At 65.6% G+C, this 17,058-nt stretch carries 18 protein-coding genes; 9 read left to right on the plus strand and 9 right to left on the minus strand.

The features are described 5' to 3' along the window. Window positions 1-45: 45 nt before the first annotated feature. Entirely contained in the window at window positions 46-2,403 is a 2,358-nt protein-coding gene (locus tag FFS68_RS12020; RefSeq protein ID WP_137753443.1) for a TonB-dependent receptor, read from the minus strand. A gap of 183 nt (window positions 2,404-2,586) precedes the next feature. On the opposite strand from FFS68_RS12020, the gene FFS68_RS12025 reads away from it, so the two are divergent. Both FFS68_RS12025 and purH read left to right on the plus strand, forming a co-directional pair. After that, complete coding sequence (locus tag FFS68_RS12025) at window positions 2,587-3,612, plus strand: phytase (RefSeq protein ID WP_137753444.1); 1,026 nt, start codon at window positions 2,587-2,589, stop codon at window positions 3,610-3,612. 178 nt (window positions 3,613-3,790) lie between these two features. Next, the gene (gene purH / locus FFS68_RS12030; RefSeq protein WP_137753445.1) at window positions 3,791-5,383 is read left to right on the plus strand and encodes a bifunctional phosphoribosylaminoimidazolecarboxamide formyltransferase/IMP cyclohydrolase; all 1,593 of its coding nucleotides are present in this window, start codon (window positions 3,791-3,793) and stop codon (window positions 5,381-5,383) included. A gap of 195 nt (window positions 5,384-5,578) precedes the next feature. On the opposite strand, the gene FFS68_RS17910 is transcribed toward purH, so the two are convergent. The 4 genes from FFS68_RS17910 to FFS68_RS12045 all read right to left on the minus strand — a co-directional run bounded on the left by FFS68_RS17910 (window position 5,579) and on the right by FFS68_RS12045 (window position 7,683). Beyond that, window positions 5,579-5,728: a hypothetical protein gene (locus FFS68_RS17910; RefSeq protein WP_171003853.1), complete on the minus strand. Its 150-nt coding sequence runs from the start codon at window positions 5,726-5,728 to the stop codon at window positions 5,579-5,581. 105 nt (window positions 5,729-5,833) lie between these two features. Next, complete coding sequence (locus FFS68_RS12035; RefSeq protein WP_137753446.1) at window positions 5,834-6,412, minus strand: LptA/OstA family protein; 579 nt, start codon at window positions 6,410-6,412, stop codon at window positions 5,834-5,836. Next, window positions 6,409-7,047: an LPS export ABC transporter periplasmic protein LptC gene (lptC, locus tag FFS68_RS12040; protein ID WP_137753447.1), complete on the minus strand. Its 639-nt coding sequence runs from the start codon at window positions 7,045-7,047 to the stop codon at window positions 6,409-6,411. Before lptC ends, FFS68_RS12035 begins: the two co-directional genes overlap by 4 nt. Window positions 7,048-7,065: 18 nt before the next feature. Beyond that, a complete protein-coding gene (locus tag FFS68_RS12045; RefSeq protein ID WP_137753448.1) occupies window positions 7,066-7,683 on the minus strand; it encodes a ribonuclease H-like domain-containing protein in 618 nt (205 codons plus the stop codon). Window positions 7,684-7,946: 263 nt separating this feature from the next. On the opposite strand from FFS68_RS12045, the gene FFS68_RS18210 reads away from it, so the two are divergent. Next, window positions 7,947-8,744, plus strand: a complete 798-nt coding sequence (locus FFS68_RS18210) for a cold-shock protein (protein WP_137753449.1) — start codon at window positions 7,947-7,949, stop codon at window positions 8,742-8,744. Window positions 8,745-8,934: 190 nt separating this feature from the next. On the opposite strand, the gene FFS68_RS12055 is transcribed toward FFS68_RS18210, so the two are convergent. The 4 genes from FFS68_RS12055 to FFS68_RS12070 all read right to left on the minus strand — a co-directional run bounded on the left by FFS68_RS12055 (window position 8,935) and on the right by FFS68_RS12070 (window position 11,149). Next, a complete protein-coding gene (locus FFS68_RS12055; RefSeq protein WP_137753450.1) occupies window positions 8,935-9,396 on the minus strand; it encodes a DNA starvation/stationary phase protection protein in 462 nt (153 codons plus the stop codon). Window positions 9,397-9,510: 114 nt separating this feature from the next. Continuing rightward, on the minus strand, window positions 9,511-10,068 hold the full coding sequence (locus tag FFS68_RS12060) for a hypothetical protein (RefSeq protein ID WP_249340141.1): 558 nt from the start codon (window positions 10,066-10,068) through the stop codon (window positions 9,511-9,513). 43 nt (window positions 10,069-10,111) lie between these two features. Then, a complete protein-coding gene (locus FFS68_RS12065) occupies window positions 10,112-10,441 on the minus strand; it encodes a hypothetical protein (protein ID WP_137753452.1) in 330 nt (109 codons plus the stop codon). Between the two features lie 63 nt (window positions 10,442-10,504). Continuing rightward, window positions 10,505-11,149 carry a GGDEF domain-containing protein gene (locus FFS68_RS12070; protein ID WP_137753453.1) on the minus strand — a complete coding sequence of 215 codons (645 nt, stop codon included), beginning with the start codon at window positions 11,147-11,149 and terminating at the stop codon, window positions 10,505-10,507. 409 nt (window positions 11,150-11,558) lie between these two features. Between FFS68_RS12070 and purE the strand changes: the two genes are divergently transcribed. The 6 genes from purE (at window position 11,559) to FFS68_RS12100 (ending at window position 16,870) form a co-directional block, all read left to right on the plus strand. Next, window positions 11,559-12,056: a 5-(carboxyamino)imidazole ribonucleotide mutase gene (purE, locus tag FFS68_RS12075; RefSeq protein ID WP_137753454.1), complete on the plus strand. Its 498-nt coding sequence runs from the start codon at window positions 11,559-11,561 to the stop codon at window positions 12,054-12,056. A 4-nt stretch (window positions 12,057-12,060) separates the two neighbouring features. Then, window positions 12,061-13,134: a 5-(carboxyamino)imidazole ribonucleotide synthase gene (locus FFS68_RS12080; protein WP_283214603.1), complete on the plus strand. Its 1,074-nt coding sequence runs from the start codon at window positions 12,061-12,063 to the stop codon at window positions 13,132-13,134. Next, complete coding sequence (locus tag FFS68_RS12085; protein ID WP_137753456.1) at window positions 13,131-13,622, plus strand: dihydrofolate reductase; 492 nt, start codon at window positions 13,131-13,133, stop codon at window positions 13,620-13,622. The genes FFS68_RS12080 and FFS68_RS12085 overlap by 4 nt, the downstream gene beginning before the upstream one ends. Window positions 13,623-13,624: 2 nt before the next feature. Continuing rightward, the gene (locus FFS68_RS12090) at window positions 13,625-14,806 is read left to right on the plus strand and encodes a dipeptidase (protein ID WP_137753457.1); all 1,182 of its coding nucleotides are present in this window, start codon (window positions 13,625-13,627) and stop codon (window positions 14,804-14,806) included. Then, the gene (locus tag FFS68_RS12095; RefSeq protein WP_137753458.1) at window positions 14,803-15,732 is read left to right on the plus strand and encodes a bifunctional riboflavin kinase/FAD synthetase; all 930 of its coding nucleotides are present in this window, start codon (window positions 14,803-14,805) and stop codon (window positions 15,730-15,732) included. Before FFS68_RS12090 ends, FFS68_RS12095 begins: the two co-directional genes overlap by 4 nt. Window positions 15,733-15,823: 91 nt before the next feature. After that, window positions 15,824-16,870, plus strand: a complete 1,047-nt coding sequence (locus FFS68_RS12100) for a glycerophosphodiester phosphodiesterase family protein (protein ID WP_171003854.1) — start codon at window positions 15,824-15,826, stop codon at window positions 16,868-16,870. The last annotated feature ends 188 nt before the right edge of the window (window positions 16,871-17,058 follow it).

Raw genomic sequence — 17,058 nt, forward strand, 5'->3', positions numbered from 1 at the left:
GGACAGCCGGCGCCCAAAGGGACTGAACGCCGGCTGCCTAGTGGCTTAGAAAGCGTAACGCGCCATCAGCTGGAACACCGGGCCGGCCTTTTCGCTTTCCAGTTCATATTCGTCGAACGTGCCCGTGCTCTGGGTATCGATCGTCGTGAATTTGTTGAACACTTCGCGCTTCGCGCCGTTCAACAGGTTCGAACCTACGGCGCGGATCGTGAAACTTTTGCCAAAACGCTTTTCGACGAAGATTTCCAGATCGGCGCCATAGCTGGTGAACACCTCTTCACCGACGGTGCGATCAAACGCGCGGCCTTGTTTGCGATAGGTGGCGCCGAACGCCGCGCCGACCGATTTGACGTCCTGGATAAAGCCGAAATTATAGACATATTTCGACTGGCCGTTGAAGCGGCGCTCACCAAAGTCGTCGGTGATCTCGCTGTCGAGCAAGGACAGGTTGCCGAAGATGCCGGTGTCGGGCAGCCCGATGAAGCCGAGATCGGTCGAAAGGTCGAACTCGATCCCATAGACTTTGCCGTCGCCGACATTGAAGGGTTGCAGCACGAATGTGCCGTCGCCTTCCGATCCCTCTTCCAGCGTGTTGGTCACTTCTATCAGATCCTGCACCTTGCGGTAAAAGACATTGATCCCGACGATGCCCGAACGGCCGATGCGCTGTTCATAGCCAAGGTCCGCACCCCACGCCGTTTCGGGGTCGAGCAGCGGGTTGCCGAGCAGGTCGTTGTCGCCGAGCTCGGCCTCGAGCAGCGCCGGCGACAGAAAGTTGAATTCGGGGCGGCGGCTGGTGCGCGCGACCGAACCGGTGATCCGGCCGCCATTGCCGACGTCGAACTTGAACGACGCCGACGGCAGAAATTTTTCATAATCATTGGTGAAGCGCGACGCCGGCGGGGTGAGGTCGTCGATCGTCAGGTCGGTGGTTTCGTACCGCACCCCGGCTTCCCACGCAAAGGCGCCTGCCTTGCCCTCGATCAGGACAAAGCCGTCGAGCCGTTCTTCTTCGATCGAATTCACGCCGCCGGTCGCGGGCACGAAAGCGCCGAACGTGCGGACGAATTCGGTCGGGTTGCGGGTGAACTGGTCGTAGCCTTGGCGCGTCGCGACGGGCAGATTGTAGCGATCGCGCGGCGCTTCGGTAATCGCGGTCGAGCGGTCCTTGTCCTGCCAGAAGCCGCCGAAGATCAGCCTGGTGTCTTCGCCCAGATCGAACGCATGCTCGAGCTTGACCGAAAATTCCTTGTCCTTGATCGCGCTGCGCGTCTGGTCGCCCGTGAAACGCGGTGCCGACCGGTCGAACTCGACCTCATATTCGGTTTCAAACACGTCTTCGTCGAACTGCGACAGCCCAAATTTCAGGCTGGTTTCGCCGAGCGACCAGCGGTGCGCGACCTTGCCGTTGACGCTGTAATTGTCCTGATTGATCTTGGCGACATTGGCGTTGTCGACGGTCAGATTGCCCGGCGGCGTGGCGCGGACCGGCCCGTTGATCGCGGTCAGATCATTATATTCAAAGCTGCGCTCGTTTTCGATCCGGTCGGTGTGAACGTAAAAGCCGTTGATCGAAAAATCGGTCGTGTCGCCCTTGATGTCATAGGTCGCGTTGAACGAATAATCCTTGCCATCCCGGGTATCGACCTGGTCCTCGCGATTGTCGAATATGGGAACATTGGTCGGATCGCCGTTGGCATCTTCCTGATTGGCGTAGCGCAGCGAGAATTTCTTTTTGGGATTGTGCCGACCCTGGAAATTGGCGCCGAGCAAGAAACGGCCCGGACCAAGCGCCCCGCCGATGACGCCGCCGACGCTGGGTTCGAGCTCCTTGTCGTCGAAATAGAGGCCGCCGGCGCGCAGGTATCCGCCATCGAGTTCATACCCATCGCGCAGTTTGATATTCAGCGTGCCCGCCACCGCATCGCCCGACCGACGCGCCGACGATGAGCGGACAATTTCGACCCGCTCGATCAGCTCGGCAGGGATACGATCGAGAAAGAAGCTGCGGTCGGCGTTCGATCCCGGCACCTTTTCGCCATTGATCAGGATCTGGGTGTAGCCCGGCGGCAGACCGCGCAACCGCGCCCCGTCGCTTTCGATGACGTCGGACAGAAAGGTCACCGACGGCACGCGCTTCAACGCGTCACCCGCGGTCAGCGGTTCGAAGCGCTGGAAAAATTCGCTGTCATAGGTGAGGATCGGTTCGGCCTGATCGTCATTGCGGTTGCGATAGCCGATGCTGCCGAGCACGACGATGTCCTGCGACGTCGTGATCGTGCCGTCCTCATTCTGGATCGGTGCCATATCCTGTGCCGCGTCCTGCGCGGCGGCGGGGGTCGCGGCGAGCGCCGCGGCAAGCGCCAGCGCGGCGGCAGAATGCAGGTTGAAAGCTCGAATCATGTGTCATAACCCCCTTGATCGTTGCCGGGCCTCTAGGGGGGCCATGTGACAGTTTGCGGCGAGCCGCATGACGTTTAAATGACGCTTAAGTGACGGAAATATTGTGGGATTGACGCCGCCGGAGTTTGCTGGGACGGGGCGCGCCAATCGCCATTGGCGCCATCGGGAACAGGGGAAATCGTCATGACCGCCGTCCGCACATCGAAGCTGCTGACTTCGTTCGCTTTTGCATCACTGCTGAGCGGATGCGCTGGACAAGCGGCGCCCGTCATCACCGGCCTGCCGCCGGTGGCGGTCACCGCGAGCGGCGAGACCGCGCCGGTCGGCACCGGCCGCGCCGATGCCGCCGACGATCCGGGAATCTGGGTCGACCCCGCCAATCCCGGCCGCGCGCTGATTGTCGCCACCGACAAGAAAGCCGGGCTGCACGTCTATGACCTGACCGGCAAGGATCTGGCGTTTCTGAAAAGCGGCCTGGTCAACAATGTCGATATCGTCGGCGATATCGTTGTCGCGAGCGACCGCAACGACGGGCTGAACGCGCATCTGGCGGTCTACCGCCTCGACGGCGCCAAACCGGCGCTGACCGCGCTGGGCCGCGCCGCGGCGGGCAGCGGCGAAGCCTATGGCCTGTGCCTGAAGAAGAGCGCGCCGGGCACGCCGATCACCGCGGCGCTGATCGTCAAGGACGGCACGGTGCGCGTCGGGACGCTGACGGTCGATGGCACGCCCAGCTTCACAGTGCAGTGGGAGCACAAGATTGCAACCCAGTCCGAAGGCTGTGTGTTCGACGGCGACACGCTGTATGTCGGCGAAGAAGTCGGGGGGCTATGGGAGCTGAAACAGGACGGCGAGGGCGCCGCAGCGCGGCTGGTCGCGCCGATCGACAACCAGCGGCTCGTCGCCGACCTCGAAGGGCTGGCGACGATCGATCACAAGGATCAGCGCTACCTGATCGCGTCGAGCCAGGGTGATAACGCCTATGCGGTGTTCCGCCTGCCGTCGGTCGAATATGTCGGACGCTTTGCGGTGACCGCCGGCGCATTCGGCGCGACGAGCGAAACCGACGGGATCGAGGCCGTCGCAGGCAATTTCGGCCCCGCCTATCCCGACGGCCTCTTTCTGGCGCAGGACGGCGACAACGCGCCCAAGGCCCAGAATTTCAAGCTGGTGCGCTGGGACCAGATCGCGGCGGCGCTGGGGCTTTAACATCCGCCGCCCCCGCGAAGGGCGTTTCAGAGTCACGCGCCTCTGAACGCGGCCGCCATAGGCGTAACGCAAGGTTGCCAGCGGCCCCGCCTTCGCGGGGGCGACGATGCTTGCTCTTGTGGAGCGACCCGCCTAGGGGGGCGGCGTCTTTCCCATCCTGCAAAGGCCGCCCTTTCCCATGACCGACCTGATTCCCGTCCGTCGCGCCCTCTTGTCCGTCAGCGACAAGGCCGGGCTGACCGAGCTTGCCGCCGCCCTCGTCAAACATGGCGTCGAACTGGTGTCGACCGGCGGGACCGCCAAGGCGCTGCGCGAAGCGGGTCACAATGTCCTCGACGTCGCCGACCTCACCGGCTTTCCCGAGATGATGGACGGCCGCGTCAAGACGCTGCACCCGACCGTCCACGGCGGCATCCTGGCAGTGCGCGACGACGCGGCGCATGTCGCGGCGATGGAAGAACATGGCATCGGCGCGATCGATCTGGTCGTCGTCAACCTCTACCCCTTCGCGGCGACCGTCGCGAAGGGCGCAGCGCGGGACGAGATCATCGAGAATATCGACATCGGCGGTCCCGCGATGGTGCGCTCATCGGCCAAGAACCACGCCTTTGTCGGCATCGTCACCGAGCCCGAGGACTATGCCGCGGTGATCGCCGAGATGGACGCCAACGGCGGCGCAACCACGCTGGGCTTACGCAAACGCCTCGCCGCAACGGCGTTCGCGCACACCGCGACGTATGACGGGATGATCGCGAGCTGGTTCGCCTTTGCCGATCAGGGCAAGCTGTTCCCCGATACGCTGCCGCTGACCGCCAAGCTGCAAGCCGAGCTGCGCTATGGCGAGAATCCGCACCAGCAAGCGGCGCTCTACCTGCCCGCCGGTCCGGCCGCGCGCGGCATTGCACAGGCCGAACAGGTGCAGGGCAAGGAGCTCAGCTACAACAATATCAACGACGCCGACGCGGCGCTCGAACTGGTCGCCGAATTCCGCGCAGCCGACCCGACCTGCGTCATCGTCAAGCACGCCAACCCCTGCGGCGTCGCCACCGCGGCGACGATCGCCGAGGCCTATGACGCGGCGCTGAAATGCGACGATGTCTCGGCGTTCGGCGGCATCATCGCGGTCAACCGGCCGCTCGACGGCGCGACCGCCGAAGCGATCAGCAGCATCTTTACCGAGGTTGTCTGCGCTCCCGACGCCGACGCCGATGCGCGCGCGGTGTTCGCGAAGAAGAAGAATTTGCGCCTGTTGCTGACCGGCGAGCTGCCCGATCCGGCGCGCGGCGGGCTGATGATGAAGACGATCGCCGGCGGCTGGCTGGTCCAGAGCCGCGACAATGGCCGCATCACCCGCGCCGACCTGAGAATCGTCACCGACCGGGCGCCGACCGAGGAGGAGCTGGCCGACGCGCTGTTCGCATGGACGATCGCCAAGCATGTGAAGTCGAACGCGATCGTTTATGCCAAGGGCGGATCGACCGCGGGCATCGGCGCCGGGCAGATGAACCGCCGCGACAGCGCGCGGATCGCCGCGGTGAAGGCACGCGAAGCCGCCGAATCGCATGGCTGGGCAGAAGCCCGCACCGTCGGCAGCGCGGTGGCGAGCGATGCTTTTTTCCCCTTCGCCGACGGCCTGCTGGCGGCGGTCGAGGCGGGCGCGACCTGCGTCATCCAGCCGGGCGGGTCGATCCGCGACGATGAGGTGATCGCCGCGGCGAACGACGCGGGACTGGCGATGGTGTTCACCGGGATGCGGCATTTCAGGCATTAGAGCCTGATGAGTTTGAGTTACTGCATTCGTCATTGCGAGCGAAGCGAAGCAATCCAGGGCGGTTTACGCCACGCTGGATTGCCGCGTCGCTTCGTTCCTCGCAATGACGACTCTAACTGAATCCATCACGCTCTAGAATAGCATCTATATCGTCATCCCGGCGAAGGCCGGGATGACGATCTAAAGTGGGAGGCGCTATCGCGACTCGCGATACCCCGCGTGGCGCATGATGCGGTCGATCAGGCGCCGTTCTTCGGACGTCGGGGTGGGGATGATCGCCGCGGGTGGCTCGATCCGGCGGCCGAACAACGGACGTCGCGGCGGGACAAGGGGAGAGAAACGCATCGGGGGCTCGCCTTCATTGCGCAGCGTCGCCCCCCGGCACCGCTATGGATCTGGTCCCTGCCCCTTGGTGAAGGAGCAGGGTTGCCGGTCCGTCAAAAGCTTTGGTTACTGTTTTCTTTCCGGTACCGTGAAGGTGCCGGTGACGCGCCCGCCGGTGCCGCCCGCGATCGGATTGCCGTCGGGACCGCGCGCCGCGCCGCGCCCGTCGACCGTCGCCCGACCGCTGTTCAGGTCGATGACCATCCGCCCGCCCGACAGGCGGTTGCCACGCTGGGTCAGCTGGACATTGCCGACCATCGTGATCAGGCGGCGGTCAAGGTCATAGATCGCGACATTGCCCGACGCGCGCTCGTCGCCCTTGGTCACCACGACCCCGCCGGTCGCGTCGAGCCGGTTGACGTCGGTGCCGCCCGACCGCGAATAAGCGACGGTCATCCGCGCCGCGGTCAGCGTCATGCCGGCCTGCGTCACCCGGACATTGCCGGCGATGACGACGCGGTCGGCGCGGTCCTGCACCTCGATGCTGTTCGCGGCAAAATCGACCGGGGCGTTGCTGTTGTGGTTGGCCAGCGCCTGCGCCTGCGCGGTGTCGCCGCCGGTACCGACCGACAGCAAAGCAAGGCTGGTGAAAACAAACCCCGCGCCCGCAAGCGCCATGCTCTTCATGGTCCAAAGCCGGTTCATTTGATCACTCCCTGATTGATCCGCAGCCGCGCATTGCCCTGCAGGCGCACGATCCGCCGGTCGAGGTCGGCGGTCAGCTGGTTGGCCGAAAAGCTACCGATGTTCAACGTCCCGTCGACCCCGCCCTGCCCGCTCAGCGTGCGGGTCTTGAGGTCGATCGACACGTTGCTGGCATCGATGCGATAGCCGCCGGCGCTTTTGACCTGCACCATCCCCGGCACCGCGACCTTTTCGGTTTCCATATTATAGGCGCTGTTGCGGGCGACGATCGTCGCCGGTCCGTCGGCCAGGCGGATCGCGCCCGACAGGTCGCTCATCCGCACGATCGGTTCGGCCGAGCTTTTCTGCACCGCGCTGCCCGCGAGCAGGGCAAAGGGCTGGCCCTTGGCATCCTGGCCGCGATATTCGGCGCGGGTGACCTTCATCCGCTCCTGCGCCACCTCGACCTTGTCCTTGGCGAGCAGGAAGCTGACCTCGGCGCGCTGGGTGAAGGGCGAAAAGATCAGCACCGCGGCGACCACCCCGATGACCAGCGGCAACCCAAAGCGCAGGATGCGCACGACGCGGTCGTGACTCGACCCGCTCGCCGCCCACAGGCGGCGCATCGTGCGATCAAGATCGGCGCGTTCGGACATGCTTTTGCGAATCGCCCTTTATGTGTGCGCGAAAATGTCGACCTCGGGCCAGCCGGCCAGGTCGAGCGCGGCGCGCGTCGGCAGAAAATCGAAACAGGCCTGCGCCAGCTCGGTGCGCCCCTCGCGCGCCAGCCGCATGTCGAGAATGTCTTTCATCGCGTGCAGAAAGCGCACGTCGCTCGCGGCATAGTCGCGCTGCGCATCGCTGAGTTCGGCGGCGCCCCAGTCGCTCGACTGCTGCTGTTTCGACACTTCCTGGCCCAAAAGCTCGCGGACCAATTCCTTCAGCCCATGGCGGTCGGTGTAGGTGCGGATCAGCTTCGAGGCGATCTTGGTGCAATAGACGGGCGCCGTCACGACGCCGAGCGCCTGCTGCAGCGCCGCAATGTCGAACCGGGCAAAATGAAACAATTTCAACCGGTTGGGATCGGTCAATATCGCTTTGAGGACCGGGGCGTCATAGGTGCTGCCGGGCGCGAAGCGGACCAGATGCTCGTCGCCCGACCCGTCGCTGATCTGCACCAGGCACAGCCGGTCGCGCAGCGGGTTCAATCCCATCGTTTCGGTGTCGATCGCGACGGCGCCCGGACCCAGCGCGCCCGCGGGCAAATCTTCTTCGTGGAAATATACAGTCATTGGCCCGCCTTAGGCGAAGCGGCGGTGCCGCTCAATGACTGGTTTTGGCGCCGCCAGCCCATCCGCCGCCAGCCCGCGGCAAAGCGCGCTTTACCAAGGCGGACGGCTTTGAATTTTCCGTTCGCAGGCGGCATGGATTTAAGCTATATATTGCGCCGTTAGAGGCATGGGGCGAGTCCGTGCCTATGGTGAACTGCGTCCCCCGTCCGGCGCAAGGCGCCGATCGAATGGGGTATGGACGAACCGAAAGCGACTATTAGACAATGAGTTTCAACAAGGATCGCCGCGGCCAGCGGGGGCGCGGCAAGCGCGATGATTTCGGCAATTTCGACAGCTTCGAACCTGCACCCTATGGCGGCGACAGCTATGGTGGCGGCAATCGTGGGGGTGGCTTCGGCGATCGCGGCGGCTTTGGCGGTGGTGATCGTCCCGGTGGCGGCTTTGGCGGCGGTGACCGAGGCGGCTTTGGCGGCGGCGATCGTGGCGGCGGCGGCTTTGGCGGCGGACGTGGCGGCGGCATGCCGGCGCAGGTCGTCGGTGAAGGCAATGGCACGGTCAAATTCTTCAACGCGGCGAAAGGCTTCGGCTTTGTCGCGCGCGACGATGGCGGCGAGGACGTGTTCGTCCACATCAGCGCGGTCGAACAGGCAGGGCTTCAGGGTCTTGCCTCGGGCCAGCCGCTGGGCTTCACCCTCGTCGAACGCAACGGCAAGGTGTCGGCCATCGATATCAAGATCGAAGGCGAACCGATGCCGATCGAAGACAGCGCGCCGCGTGCACGTGACGATCGCGGTGCGCCCGGTGGGGCCCCGGGCGGCGCCCGCGGACGGCGTCAGCTGACCGGCGAACGCACCTCGGGCACGGTCAAATTCTTCAACACGACGAAGGGTTTTGGCTTTATCGCGCGCGACGACGGACAGGCCGACGCCTTTGTCCACATCAGCGCGGTGCAGCGCGCCGGCATGACCGGCCTCGACGAAGGCGACCGCGTCGCGTTCGACATCGAAGTCGACGATCGCGGCAAATTCGCGGCCGTGAACATCCAGCCGCATCAGGACTGATCGGCGGGACCAGCAAAATGAAAAGGGCGGCTCACGGGCCGCCCTTTTCTGTTGGTTTCCCTTCCCTGCAAGGGAGGGGTGCGAAGATTTGGCAGCTTGCTGCCTAGTCGCAGCGGGGTAGGTGTGCGGCCATGCAGAACGCCTGCGGCGACCCACCCCTAACCCCTCCCTGAAGAAGGGAGGGGAATCATCAATACCCCAGCGTCGCTTCCAGAAACCAGATCCGCTGCTGCGTCTCGTCGGCCCATGTGTCGACCAAGCCGCTGGTCGCGATGTCGCCATCGGCTTCGGCGGCGGCCTTCACCGCTTTCAGCTGGCCGAGCAAAATCTTGTTGTCGTCCGCCAGCGTGCGGATCATCGCCTCGGCGTCCGGCCCCGCCGCATCATCGTCGCGAATCGACTGGCGGCGGCCGATGTCGCCGATCGACTGCAACGTTCGCGCGCCATTTTTGCGGACCCGTTCGGCGATCAGGTCGGTGGTTGCGAAAATCTGAATGGCCTGTTCGTCGAACAACAGGTGGAGTTCGCGAAAGCGCGGCCCCTGGACGTGCCAATGATAGTTTTTGGTCTTGAGATAGAGCGCGAAACTGTCGGCGAGCAGCGCGTTGAGCGCGTCGGCGACGGCAGGGGCATTGTTGTTCTTATCGGACATGGGAGCATCCTTTCGTTGACCGCCCCCATATAGCGTGGCGCGACGATATTTTCCCATTGAACCTGTCGGTCGCGCTCATCGATAAAAACGATGACTTTCCGAAAATCGCGGCGGCTATCCGATCAATCCGAACGTCCCCATCGCGGTGCGAAGTCCCCAGATGGTCAGGATCGCGGCGCTCACCCAGCGGATGACCGCCGCGCCGCGCTGCGCCGCAAGGTCGGGACCGAACGCCAGGAACGGCAGCATCGCGAGCGTCCAGCCGACCAGCGCGCCCGCCGCCGCCCATTGCCCGGCACCGCTGGTCGCCGCGAGCGCGCCGATCAGGAAATGGCTGCGGTCGCCGAACTGCGCGATCAGCACCCGCCCCGCCAACATCGTCGGGGTTGCCGCCAGCGCCTTGTCATCGAACAGCGACGGTCGCCCGCGCCACAGCAAAGCCGCGGCGGCGGACAGCATCGCGAACGCCACCAGCAACGCCGCCACCCCCTGGCCGATCATGCGGTTGGCGATCGCGCCGGCGGTGGCGGCGATGATGGCATTCAGCATGAAGGCGCCAAAGGCGATGCCCACGACCACCCGCCGGTCGGCGCGCGCGCTCAGCAGCCGCGACAGCAATATGCCGCTGCGCCCGTCGGCATTGGCCAGCAGCACCGCCACCAGCGCAAGCATGATTGCATCCATGGAACTGGTCTGGATCGTCAGCCGGGGTCGGTCAATGCCCCAGCCGCATCGCGACCGACGCCAGCCACGCCTCTTGCGCCGCGGCGGGCAGGGGCCCGCGCGGTACGCAGGCGGCGTCGCTCATCGCGTCGAGATAGGTCAGGATCGCGGCACGATACCCGCCGCCGGCGACCGCCGATTCCAGCCGGCTGGCCAAAGTTTCGACCGCGGCAAAGCCATTGTCGCGCGCCAGACAGCGAATGTCGTCGATGCCCTGGACGATCTGCGCCAGCGCGCAGTGCGGCAAGGCTTCGGCGAGCGCGCCGATCTGGCCGGTAATCCGGTCCCGAATGTCATGATATGGGTCGGCTTGGGTACGCATCGTCCACCCCCTGTCCTATCGGGGACGATGCGCTCATTTGGTTAACACGAGGTTAGCCGAGTGTCAGCGATGTCCGGGCGCCGAGCCCTGGCCCTGCTTGTTGCGATACATGTCGCGGTCGGCGGCGGCCAATATGTCCGATTCGGTCATCCCGGTCTGGAGCATCGCGATGCCGAAGCAGGCGGACAGCGCGATCTGGTGACCGTCATAGTCCGCCGGCGCCGCGGTCAGTACGTCGCACAGGCGGTTGATCTGGGCGCGGGCGCCATCCTCGCTCGACTGATCGAGGATCAGCCCGAATTCGTCGCCGCCGATACGCGCCGCGACGTCGGTGGCGCGGATCGATTCGGCCAGACGCTTGGCGATTTCCATCAGGGCAAAGTCGCCCGCGGCATGGCCAAAGCTGTCGTTGATCAATTTCAGCTGGTTGACGTCGACAAACACCACCGCGGCGCGTTCGGCGTGGCGTTCAAAGCGCGCGATGCGGTGATGGATCGCGGTCAGGAAATAGCGGCGGTTGAACAACGGGGTCAGCGTATCGCGCTCGGACACCCGTTCCAGCTCGGCCACGGCGATCTTCAATACGCGGTTCTCGCGGCGCAGAGCGTCGCGTTCCCGGCGTATTTCACGCAGTTGGTCCTCGATGGAGTCAACGGCTAATGCGGCGAACTGATCGACCGCAATCCGCGCCCCCCCTACGCTGTCCATTCAACGTCCCCGAAACCTACGCTCGCTCCCCGGCCCGATGCCGATGATTATCGAGCCACAACCCTAAACGCGACTTGATACCAATCGGTAAACGCTGAGGTAGCGAACCACAATTACCCGTTCGAGGTGCCGGAACGGCAACGATCCCGGTGCCGCCGCACCGCCGGTTGTGACGGAATTGCAGGCGATTGCGGCGCACCGGGCCAGCGCGCCGGACAGGGGCGCGGCGGAATAATCCAAAGGTGGGCGGCGCGCACCCCGAACGAAATCACGCCCTACCCCGATCGGCTGAACGGCGGATCGCGCCCGTTGCCGAACGGGCGGCGTTGCCCGCGCGCGGCCTTGTCGCTAGGGGGTATGCGGCAGCGATTCATCCGTGGATCGGACGCCGGTACAGGAGGGTCGAGGGATGGGCGAAAGCGCGCCGCAGGTGGGCGTCATCATGGGCAGCCAGTCGGACTGGCCGACGATGGCGCACGCGGTCCAGATCCTCGAACATTTCTGCATCGCGCACGAGGTGCAGATCGTGTCGGCGCATCGCACCCCCGACCGCCTCGTCACCTATGCCAAAAGCGCCGCCGAGCGCGGCCTGCGGGCGATCATCGCCGGGGCCGGCGGCGCCGCGCACCTGCCCGGCATGGTCGCATCGATGACGCGGGTGCCGGTGCTCGGCGTCCCCGTCCAGTCGGCGGCGCTCAGCGGCATCGACAGCCTCTATTCGATCGTCCAGATGCCCGGCGGCATTCCGGTCGCGACCTTTGCGATCGGCAAGGCGGGGGCGACCAATGCCGCGCTGTTCGCCGCCGCGCTGCTCGCGAACAATGACCCGGGGCTCGCGGACAAGCTCAACGCCTGGCGCGACGAACAGACGAACAGCGTCGCTCCAACCCCCGTGCGCGAGGGCTGATCGCTTGCTGGCACCGGGTTCGACGATCGGCATCCTCGGCGGCGGCCAGCTCGGCCGGATGCTCGCCGTCGCCGCGGCGCAGCTCGGCTACCAGGTTCATATCTACGCCCCCGACCGCGAGAGCGTGGCGGCGCAGGTCGCGGCGCAGCATGTCCAGGCGGCGTGGGACGACCAACCGCGCCTCGCCGCCTTTGCCGCGGGCTGCGACGCGGTGACGATCGAGTTTGAAAATGTGCCGGTCGACACGGTGCGCTTTCTGTCGGGGCATGTCGCGGTGCGCCCCGGCGCGCAGGCGCTCGAAATCGCGCAGGACCGGCTGACCGAAAAGACGTTCGTCGCCGGACTTGGCGGACGGCCCGCCCCCTTTGCCCTGGTGCCCGACCGCGCCGCGCTCGACACCGCGCTCGCCGCGATCGGCGCCCCCGCGATCCTTAAGACGCTGCGGATGGGTTATGACGGCAAAGGGCAGGCGCGGCTTACCACCCCCGCCGACGCCGACGCCGCATGGGACGCGATCGACCGCCACGCCGCGATCCTCGAAGGCTTCGTCACCTTCGCGCATGAATTTTCGGTGCTGCTGGTCCGCGGCATCGACGGCGAGACGCGCTTCTGGGACAGCAGCGTCAATGTTCACGACGGCGGCATCCTCGCGACGTCGGCGCTGCCGTCGCCGCCGATCATCCTCGACCAGCAAGACGAAGCCCGCGCGCTGATGGCGCGCATCGCCGACGATCTCGACTATGTCGGCGTGCTCACCGGCGAGTTTTTTGCCACCGACGATGGCCCGATTTTCAACGAGATGGCGCCGCGCGTCCACAACAGCGGCCACTGGACGATCGAGGGGGCGGTGACCAGCCAGTTCGAAAATCATATCCGCGCCGTCGCCGGGCTGCCGCTCGGCAGCACCGCCAGCCCGGTGCTGCCCGTCGTCATGCACAATCTGATCGGTGCTTCGATTGCTGAAGTTCCTGACCTGCTCGCGGACCCCGGCGCGCATGTCCATCATTATGGCAAGACCGAGGTCCGTCAGGGCCGCAAGCTGGGCCATGTCACCTGGGTTGGAACCTCTCCCGCATGAGCCACCCCGAAATCACCCTGATCCTCGCGCGCGCCGCCAATGGCGTGGTCGGCGCGAACGGCAAAATGCCCTGGCACCTGCCCGCCGATCTGCGCCGCTTCAAACAGCTGACGATGGGGCGCCCGATGATCATGGGGCGCAAGACGTTCGACAGCCTGCCCGCGGTGCTCGAAGGGCGGCGCCACATCGTCCTGACCCGCGATGCCGACTGGCACGACGAAGGCGCCGAGCCCGTCGCAAGTGTCGAGGAGGCGCTGAAACTCGCCAATGCCCCGCATGTCATGGTGATCGGCGGCGCCGAAATCTACCGCCTGTTCCTCCCCCTCGCCGACCGCATCGAGCTGACCGAAGTCGCGCTTGAGCCCCAGGGCGACGCGGTGATCGCCTATCCCGATACCGGGGCATGGCGCGAAGTGGCGCGCGACGATCATCCCGCCGACGATGCCGGGCGCCCCGCGTACAGCTTCGTCACGCTGACAAGGACATAGACATGCGCCGCTGGCTGACCGCTATCCTGCTCGTCGTCGCACTCGCCGCCATCGCCTTTTTCTTGGCTGCCCCCGGCGTCATCGAGCGCGGCACCAACCAGATCGACGGCAAGCCGCTCCCCACGGTGAGCGAACGCGCCAAGGCACTCCACGCGACGCTGACGATCGTCGACCTGCACAGCGACACGTTACTGTGGAAACGGAGCATCCTCGACCGCGCCGACCGCGGCCATATGGACCTGCCCCGGCTCGAGGACGGCAATGTCGCGCTGCAAGTCCTGGCCAGCACCACCAAATCGCCCAAGGGCCAGAATTACGATGCGAACAGCGGCGACACCGACAATATCACCAGCCTGGTGATCGCGCAGTTGCAGCCGGTGCGGACATGGACCTCGCTGCTCGAACGCTCGCTGTGGCATGCGACAAAGCTGCACCGCGCCGCCGCGGCGTCGGACGGCAAGCTGCGCGCGGTCGCCACCGCCGCCGATCTCGATGCGCTGCTCGCGGCACGGCGCGGCAAGCCGCTCGCCACCGGCGCGATGCTCAGCATCGAGGGGTTGCATCCGCTCGAAGGCCGGCTCGCCAACCTCGACAAACTCTACGCCGCGGGGTTCCGCATGGCGGGGCTCACCCATTTCTTCGACAACGACCTCGCCGGATCGATGCATGGGCTCAAGAAAGGCGGGCTCACGCCGTTCGGACGCCAAGTCGTCACCGCGATGGAGGCGAAGGGCATGGTCGTCGACATCGCGCATTGCTCGAACGCCTGCGTCGCCGACATCCTCAATATGGCGCGCCGCCCGGTGGTATCGAGCCATGGCGGGGTGCAGGCGACGTGCAAGGTCAACCGCAACCTGTCGGACGAGCAGATTCGCGGCGTCGCGGCGACCGGCGGCCTCGTCGGTATCGGCTATTGGGACGCCGCGATCTGCGACACATCGCCCGCCAGCATCGCCAAGGCGATGAAGCATGTCCGCGACCTTGTCGGCATCCAGCATGTCGCGCTCGGCAGCGATTATGACGGCGCCACCACGGTGCGCTTCGACACGTCGAAACTGGCGCAGGTGACGCAGGCGCTGATCGACGCGGGGTTCAGCGACGACGAAATCCGCGCCGCGATGGGCGGCAACGCGGTTCGCGTGCTCAGTGCCGGCCTCGTCCCGCTAACGCCTCCGGCGCCATGATCCGCCTCGACGGCCACACGCACATCGAGGGCCCGCTGCGCGGCGGGGTCATCGCGCTTGGCAATTTCGACGGCTTCCATGCCGGGCATCAGGCGGTCGTCGGCCGAGCCGTGCGCCATGCGCGCGACGAGGATCGCCCCGCGATCGTCGCCACCTTCGACCCGCATCCGGTGCGCTTCTTCAAGCCCGACGTGCCGCCCTTTCGCCTCACCACGCTCGACCAAAGGCAGGAATTGTTCGCCGCCGCGGGCGCCGACGCGATGCTCGTCCTGCCCTTCGACGCCGCGCTCGCGGGGACGAGCGCCGAGGATTTCATCACCGACCTGCTGCTGGGTCGCTACGGCGCCGCCGGGGTCGTGACCGGCAGCGATTTCGTGTTCGGCAAGGGCCGCGGCGGCGATGTCGTGACGCTGGCCGACCACGCCCGCCGCCGCGGCTTCTTCACCGAAATGGTCGCCCCGGTCGACGACGCCGAGGAGGTGATCTCATCGAGCCGCATCCGCGAGGCGCTGCAAGCGGGCGACTGCGCCACCGCCGCGCGCCTGCTCACCCGCCCCTTCACCGTGCGCGGGCGGGTCGAACATGGCGACAAGAACGGCCGCCTGCTTGGCTTTCCCACCGCCAATATCGACATGGGCAATTACCTGCGCCCGCGCTACGGCATCTATGCGGTGACCGGAAAACTCCCCGACGGCCGCATCCTGAAAGGCGCCGCCAACCTCGGCATCCGCCCCAGCTTCGACCCGCCGAAGGAGCTGCTCGAACCGCATTTCTTCGATTTTGCCGAGGATCTGTACGGACAGGACATCGACGTCGCCTTCCACGCCTTCATCCGGCCCGAGGCGAAATATGACAGCATGGACGCGCTGATGGCGCAGATTGCCAAGGATTGCGATGCGGCCAATGGACTGCTCGCCGATCTATAATTTCATCGTCACCCCGGACTTGATCCGGGGTCCATGCGGCGCCGCAGGAATGGACCCCGGATCAAGTCCGGGGTGACGAGATGGGGGAATGATGACGAACGATCCGGATTGGGCATCAGCCCTCGAACCCCCGCCCAAAAAGCCGCTGCGCCGCGGCACCAAGATCGCGCTGTGGCTGTTCGCCGCCTTCGTCGCCTGGGCGGTGCTCAGCAACGCCAGCTGGCTCGCCCCCTCGCCCGATGGCAAACCCAAACTCATCGCGCACCGCGGCGTCTATCACCTCTATGACAAGCGCGCCGCGGTCGGCCGCGACACCTGCACCGCCGCCTTCGCCTATCCGCCGACGCATGAGATATTCGAAAACACGCCCGAATCGATGACATGGGCGGTCGGCCTTGGCGCCAACATGGTCGAGATCGACGTCGCGCCCACCAAGGACGGCCGCATGGTCCTCTTCCACGATTGGACCGTCGACTGCCGCACTGACGGCAAGGGCGCCACCCGCGACCTGACCTTGGCCGAGCTCAAGGCGCTCGACATCGGCTATGGTTACACCGCCGACGGCGGCCAGACCTTCCCGCTGCGCGGCAAGGGCGTCGGCAAGCTGCCGACCGTCGAGGAAGGCCTCGCGGCGCTGCCCGTCCACCCGATCCTGTTCAACTTCAAATCGAAAAACCCGCGCGAGGCCGACCAGCTGTTCGCGATCCTCAAAGCCGCGGGCCGCGACAGCCAACAACGCGGCGACGCCTTCTACGGCGCCGAACGTCCGGTCAAACGGATGCGCGAACTGCTGCCGAATAACTGGTCGTTCGACTTACGGCGCGAGGCGCTGGCCTGCTCAAAAGACTATGTGATGTACGGCTGGACCGGCATCGTCCCCGACAGCTGCCGAAACGGCGTGCTTGCGATCCCGATCAACTATCAATGGGCGTATTGGGGCTGGCCCGACCGCCTGATCGCGCGCATGGACCGCGTCGGCGCGCGCGTCATCGTCTTCGGCCCCTATGAACGCGGCAAGTCGAACGAAGGCCTGACCACCCCCCAGCAACTCGCCAAAATCCCCGCCAGCTTCAACGGCTATATCTGGGTCGAAGACATTCGTGCGGTGGGGCCAGCGCTAAGGTCGCGGCAGAAATAGCCAAACCCTCTCCCCTTGGGGGAGAGGGATGCGCAAGCTTGGCAGCTTGCTGCCTAGCTGAAGCTGGGTGAGGGCATGGACGCTTGCGTCAGCACACCCTCACCCGCTGCGACTAGCGAGCAAGCTCGCAAGTCTCACTGCCCTCTCCCCCAAGGGGAGAGGGAAACCCGAGGTTTGCTCCCACGCAA

Origin of the sequence: Sphingopyxis sp. L1A2A, assembly GCF_005502465.1 — a bacterium.
In the GTDB taxonomy this organism is placed as follows: domain Bacteria; phylum Pseudomonadota; class Alphaproteobacteria; order Sphingomonadales; family Sphingomonadaceae; genus Sphingopyxis.

Bases quoted from the DNA above. Each gene is read 5' to 3' on its own strand.
- FFS68_RS12020 (WP_137753443.1), bottom strand. From the start codon at position 2,403: ATGATTCGAGCTTTCAACCTGCATTCTGCCGCCGCGCTGGCGCTTGCC.
- FFS68_RS12025 (WP_137753444.1), top strand. From the start codon at position 2,587: ATGACCGCCGTCCGCACATCGAAGCTGCTGACTTCGTTCGCTTTTGCA.
- purH (WP_137753445.1), top strand. From the start codon at position 3,791: ATGACCGACCTGATTCCCGTCCGTCGCGCCCTCTTGTCCGTCAGCGAC.
- FFS68_RS17910 (WP_171003853.1), bottom strand. From the start codon at position 5,728: ATGCGTTTCTCTCCCCTTGTCCCGCCGCGACGTCCGTTGTTCGGCCGC.
- FFS68_RS12035 (WP_137753446.1), bottom strand. From the start codon at position 6,412: ATGAACCGGCTTTGGACCATGAAGAGCATGGCGCTTGCGGGCGCGGGG.
- lptC (WP_137753447.1), bottom strand. From the start codon at position 7,047: ATGTCCGAACGCGCCGATCTTGATCGCACGATGCGCCGCCTGTGGGCG.
- FFS68_RS12045 (WP_137753448.1), bottom strand. From the start codon at position 7,683: ATGACTGTATATTTCCACGAAGAAGATTTGCCCGCGGGCGCGCTGGGT.
- FFS68_RS18210 (WP_137753449.1), top strand. From the start codon at position 7,947: ATGAGTTTCAACAAGGATCGCCGCGGCCAGCGGGGGCGCGGCAAGCGC.
- FFS68_RS12055 (WP_137753450.1), bottom strand. From the start codon at position 9,396: ATGTCCGATAAGAACAACAATGCCCCTGCCGTCGCCGACGCGCTCAAC.
- FFS68_RS12060 (WP_249340141.1), bottom strand. From the start codon at position 10,068: ATGCTTGCGCTGGTGGCGGTGCTGCTGGCCAATGCCGACGGGCGCAGC.
- FFS68_RS12065 (WP_137753452.1), bottom strand. From the start codon at position 10,441: ATGCGTACCCAAGCCGACCCATATCATGACATTCGGGACCGGATTACC.
- FFS68_RS12070 (WP_137753453.1), bottom strand. From the start codon at position 11,149: ATGGACAGCGTAGGGGGGGCGCGGATTGCGGTCGATCAGTTCGCCGCA.
- purE (WP_137753454.1), top strand. From the start codon at position 11,559: ATGGGCGAAAGCGCGCCGCAGGTGGGCGTCATCATGGGCAGCCAGTCG.
- FFS68_RS12085 (WP_137753456.1), top strand. From the start codon at position 13,131: ATGAGCCACCCCGAAATCACCCTGATCCTCGCGCGCGCCGCCAATGGC.
- FFS68_RS12090 (WP_137753457.1), top strand. From the start codon at position 13,625: ATGCGCCGCTGGCTGACCGCTATCCTGCTCGTCGTCGCACTCGCCGCC.
- FFS68_RS12095 (WP_137753458.1), top strand. From the start codon at position 14,803: ATGATCCGCCTCGACGGCCACACGCACATCGAGGGCCCGCTGCGCGGC.
- FFS68_RS12100 (WP_171003854.1), top strand. From the start codon at position 15,824: ATGACGAACGATCCGGATTGGGCATCAGCCCTCGAACCCCCGCCCAAA.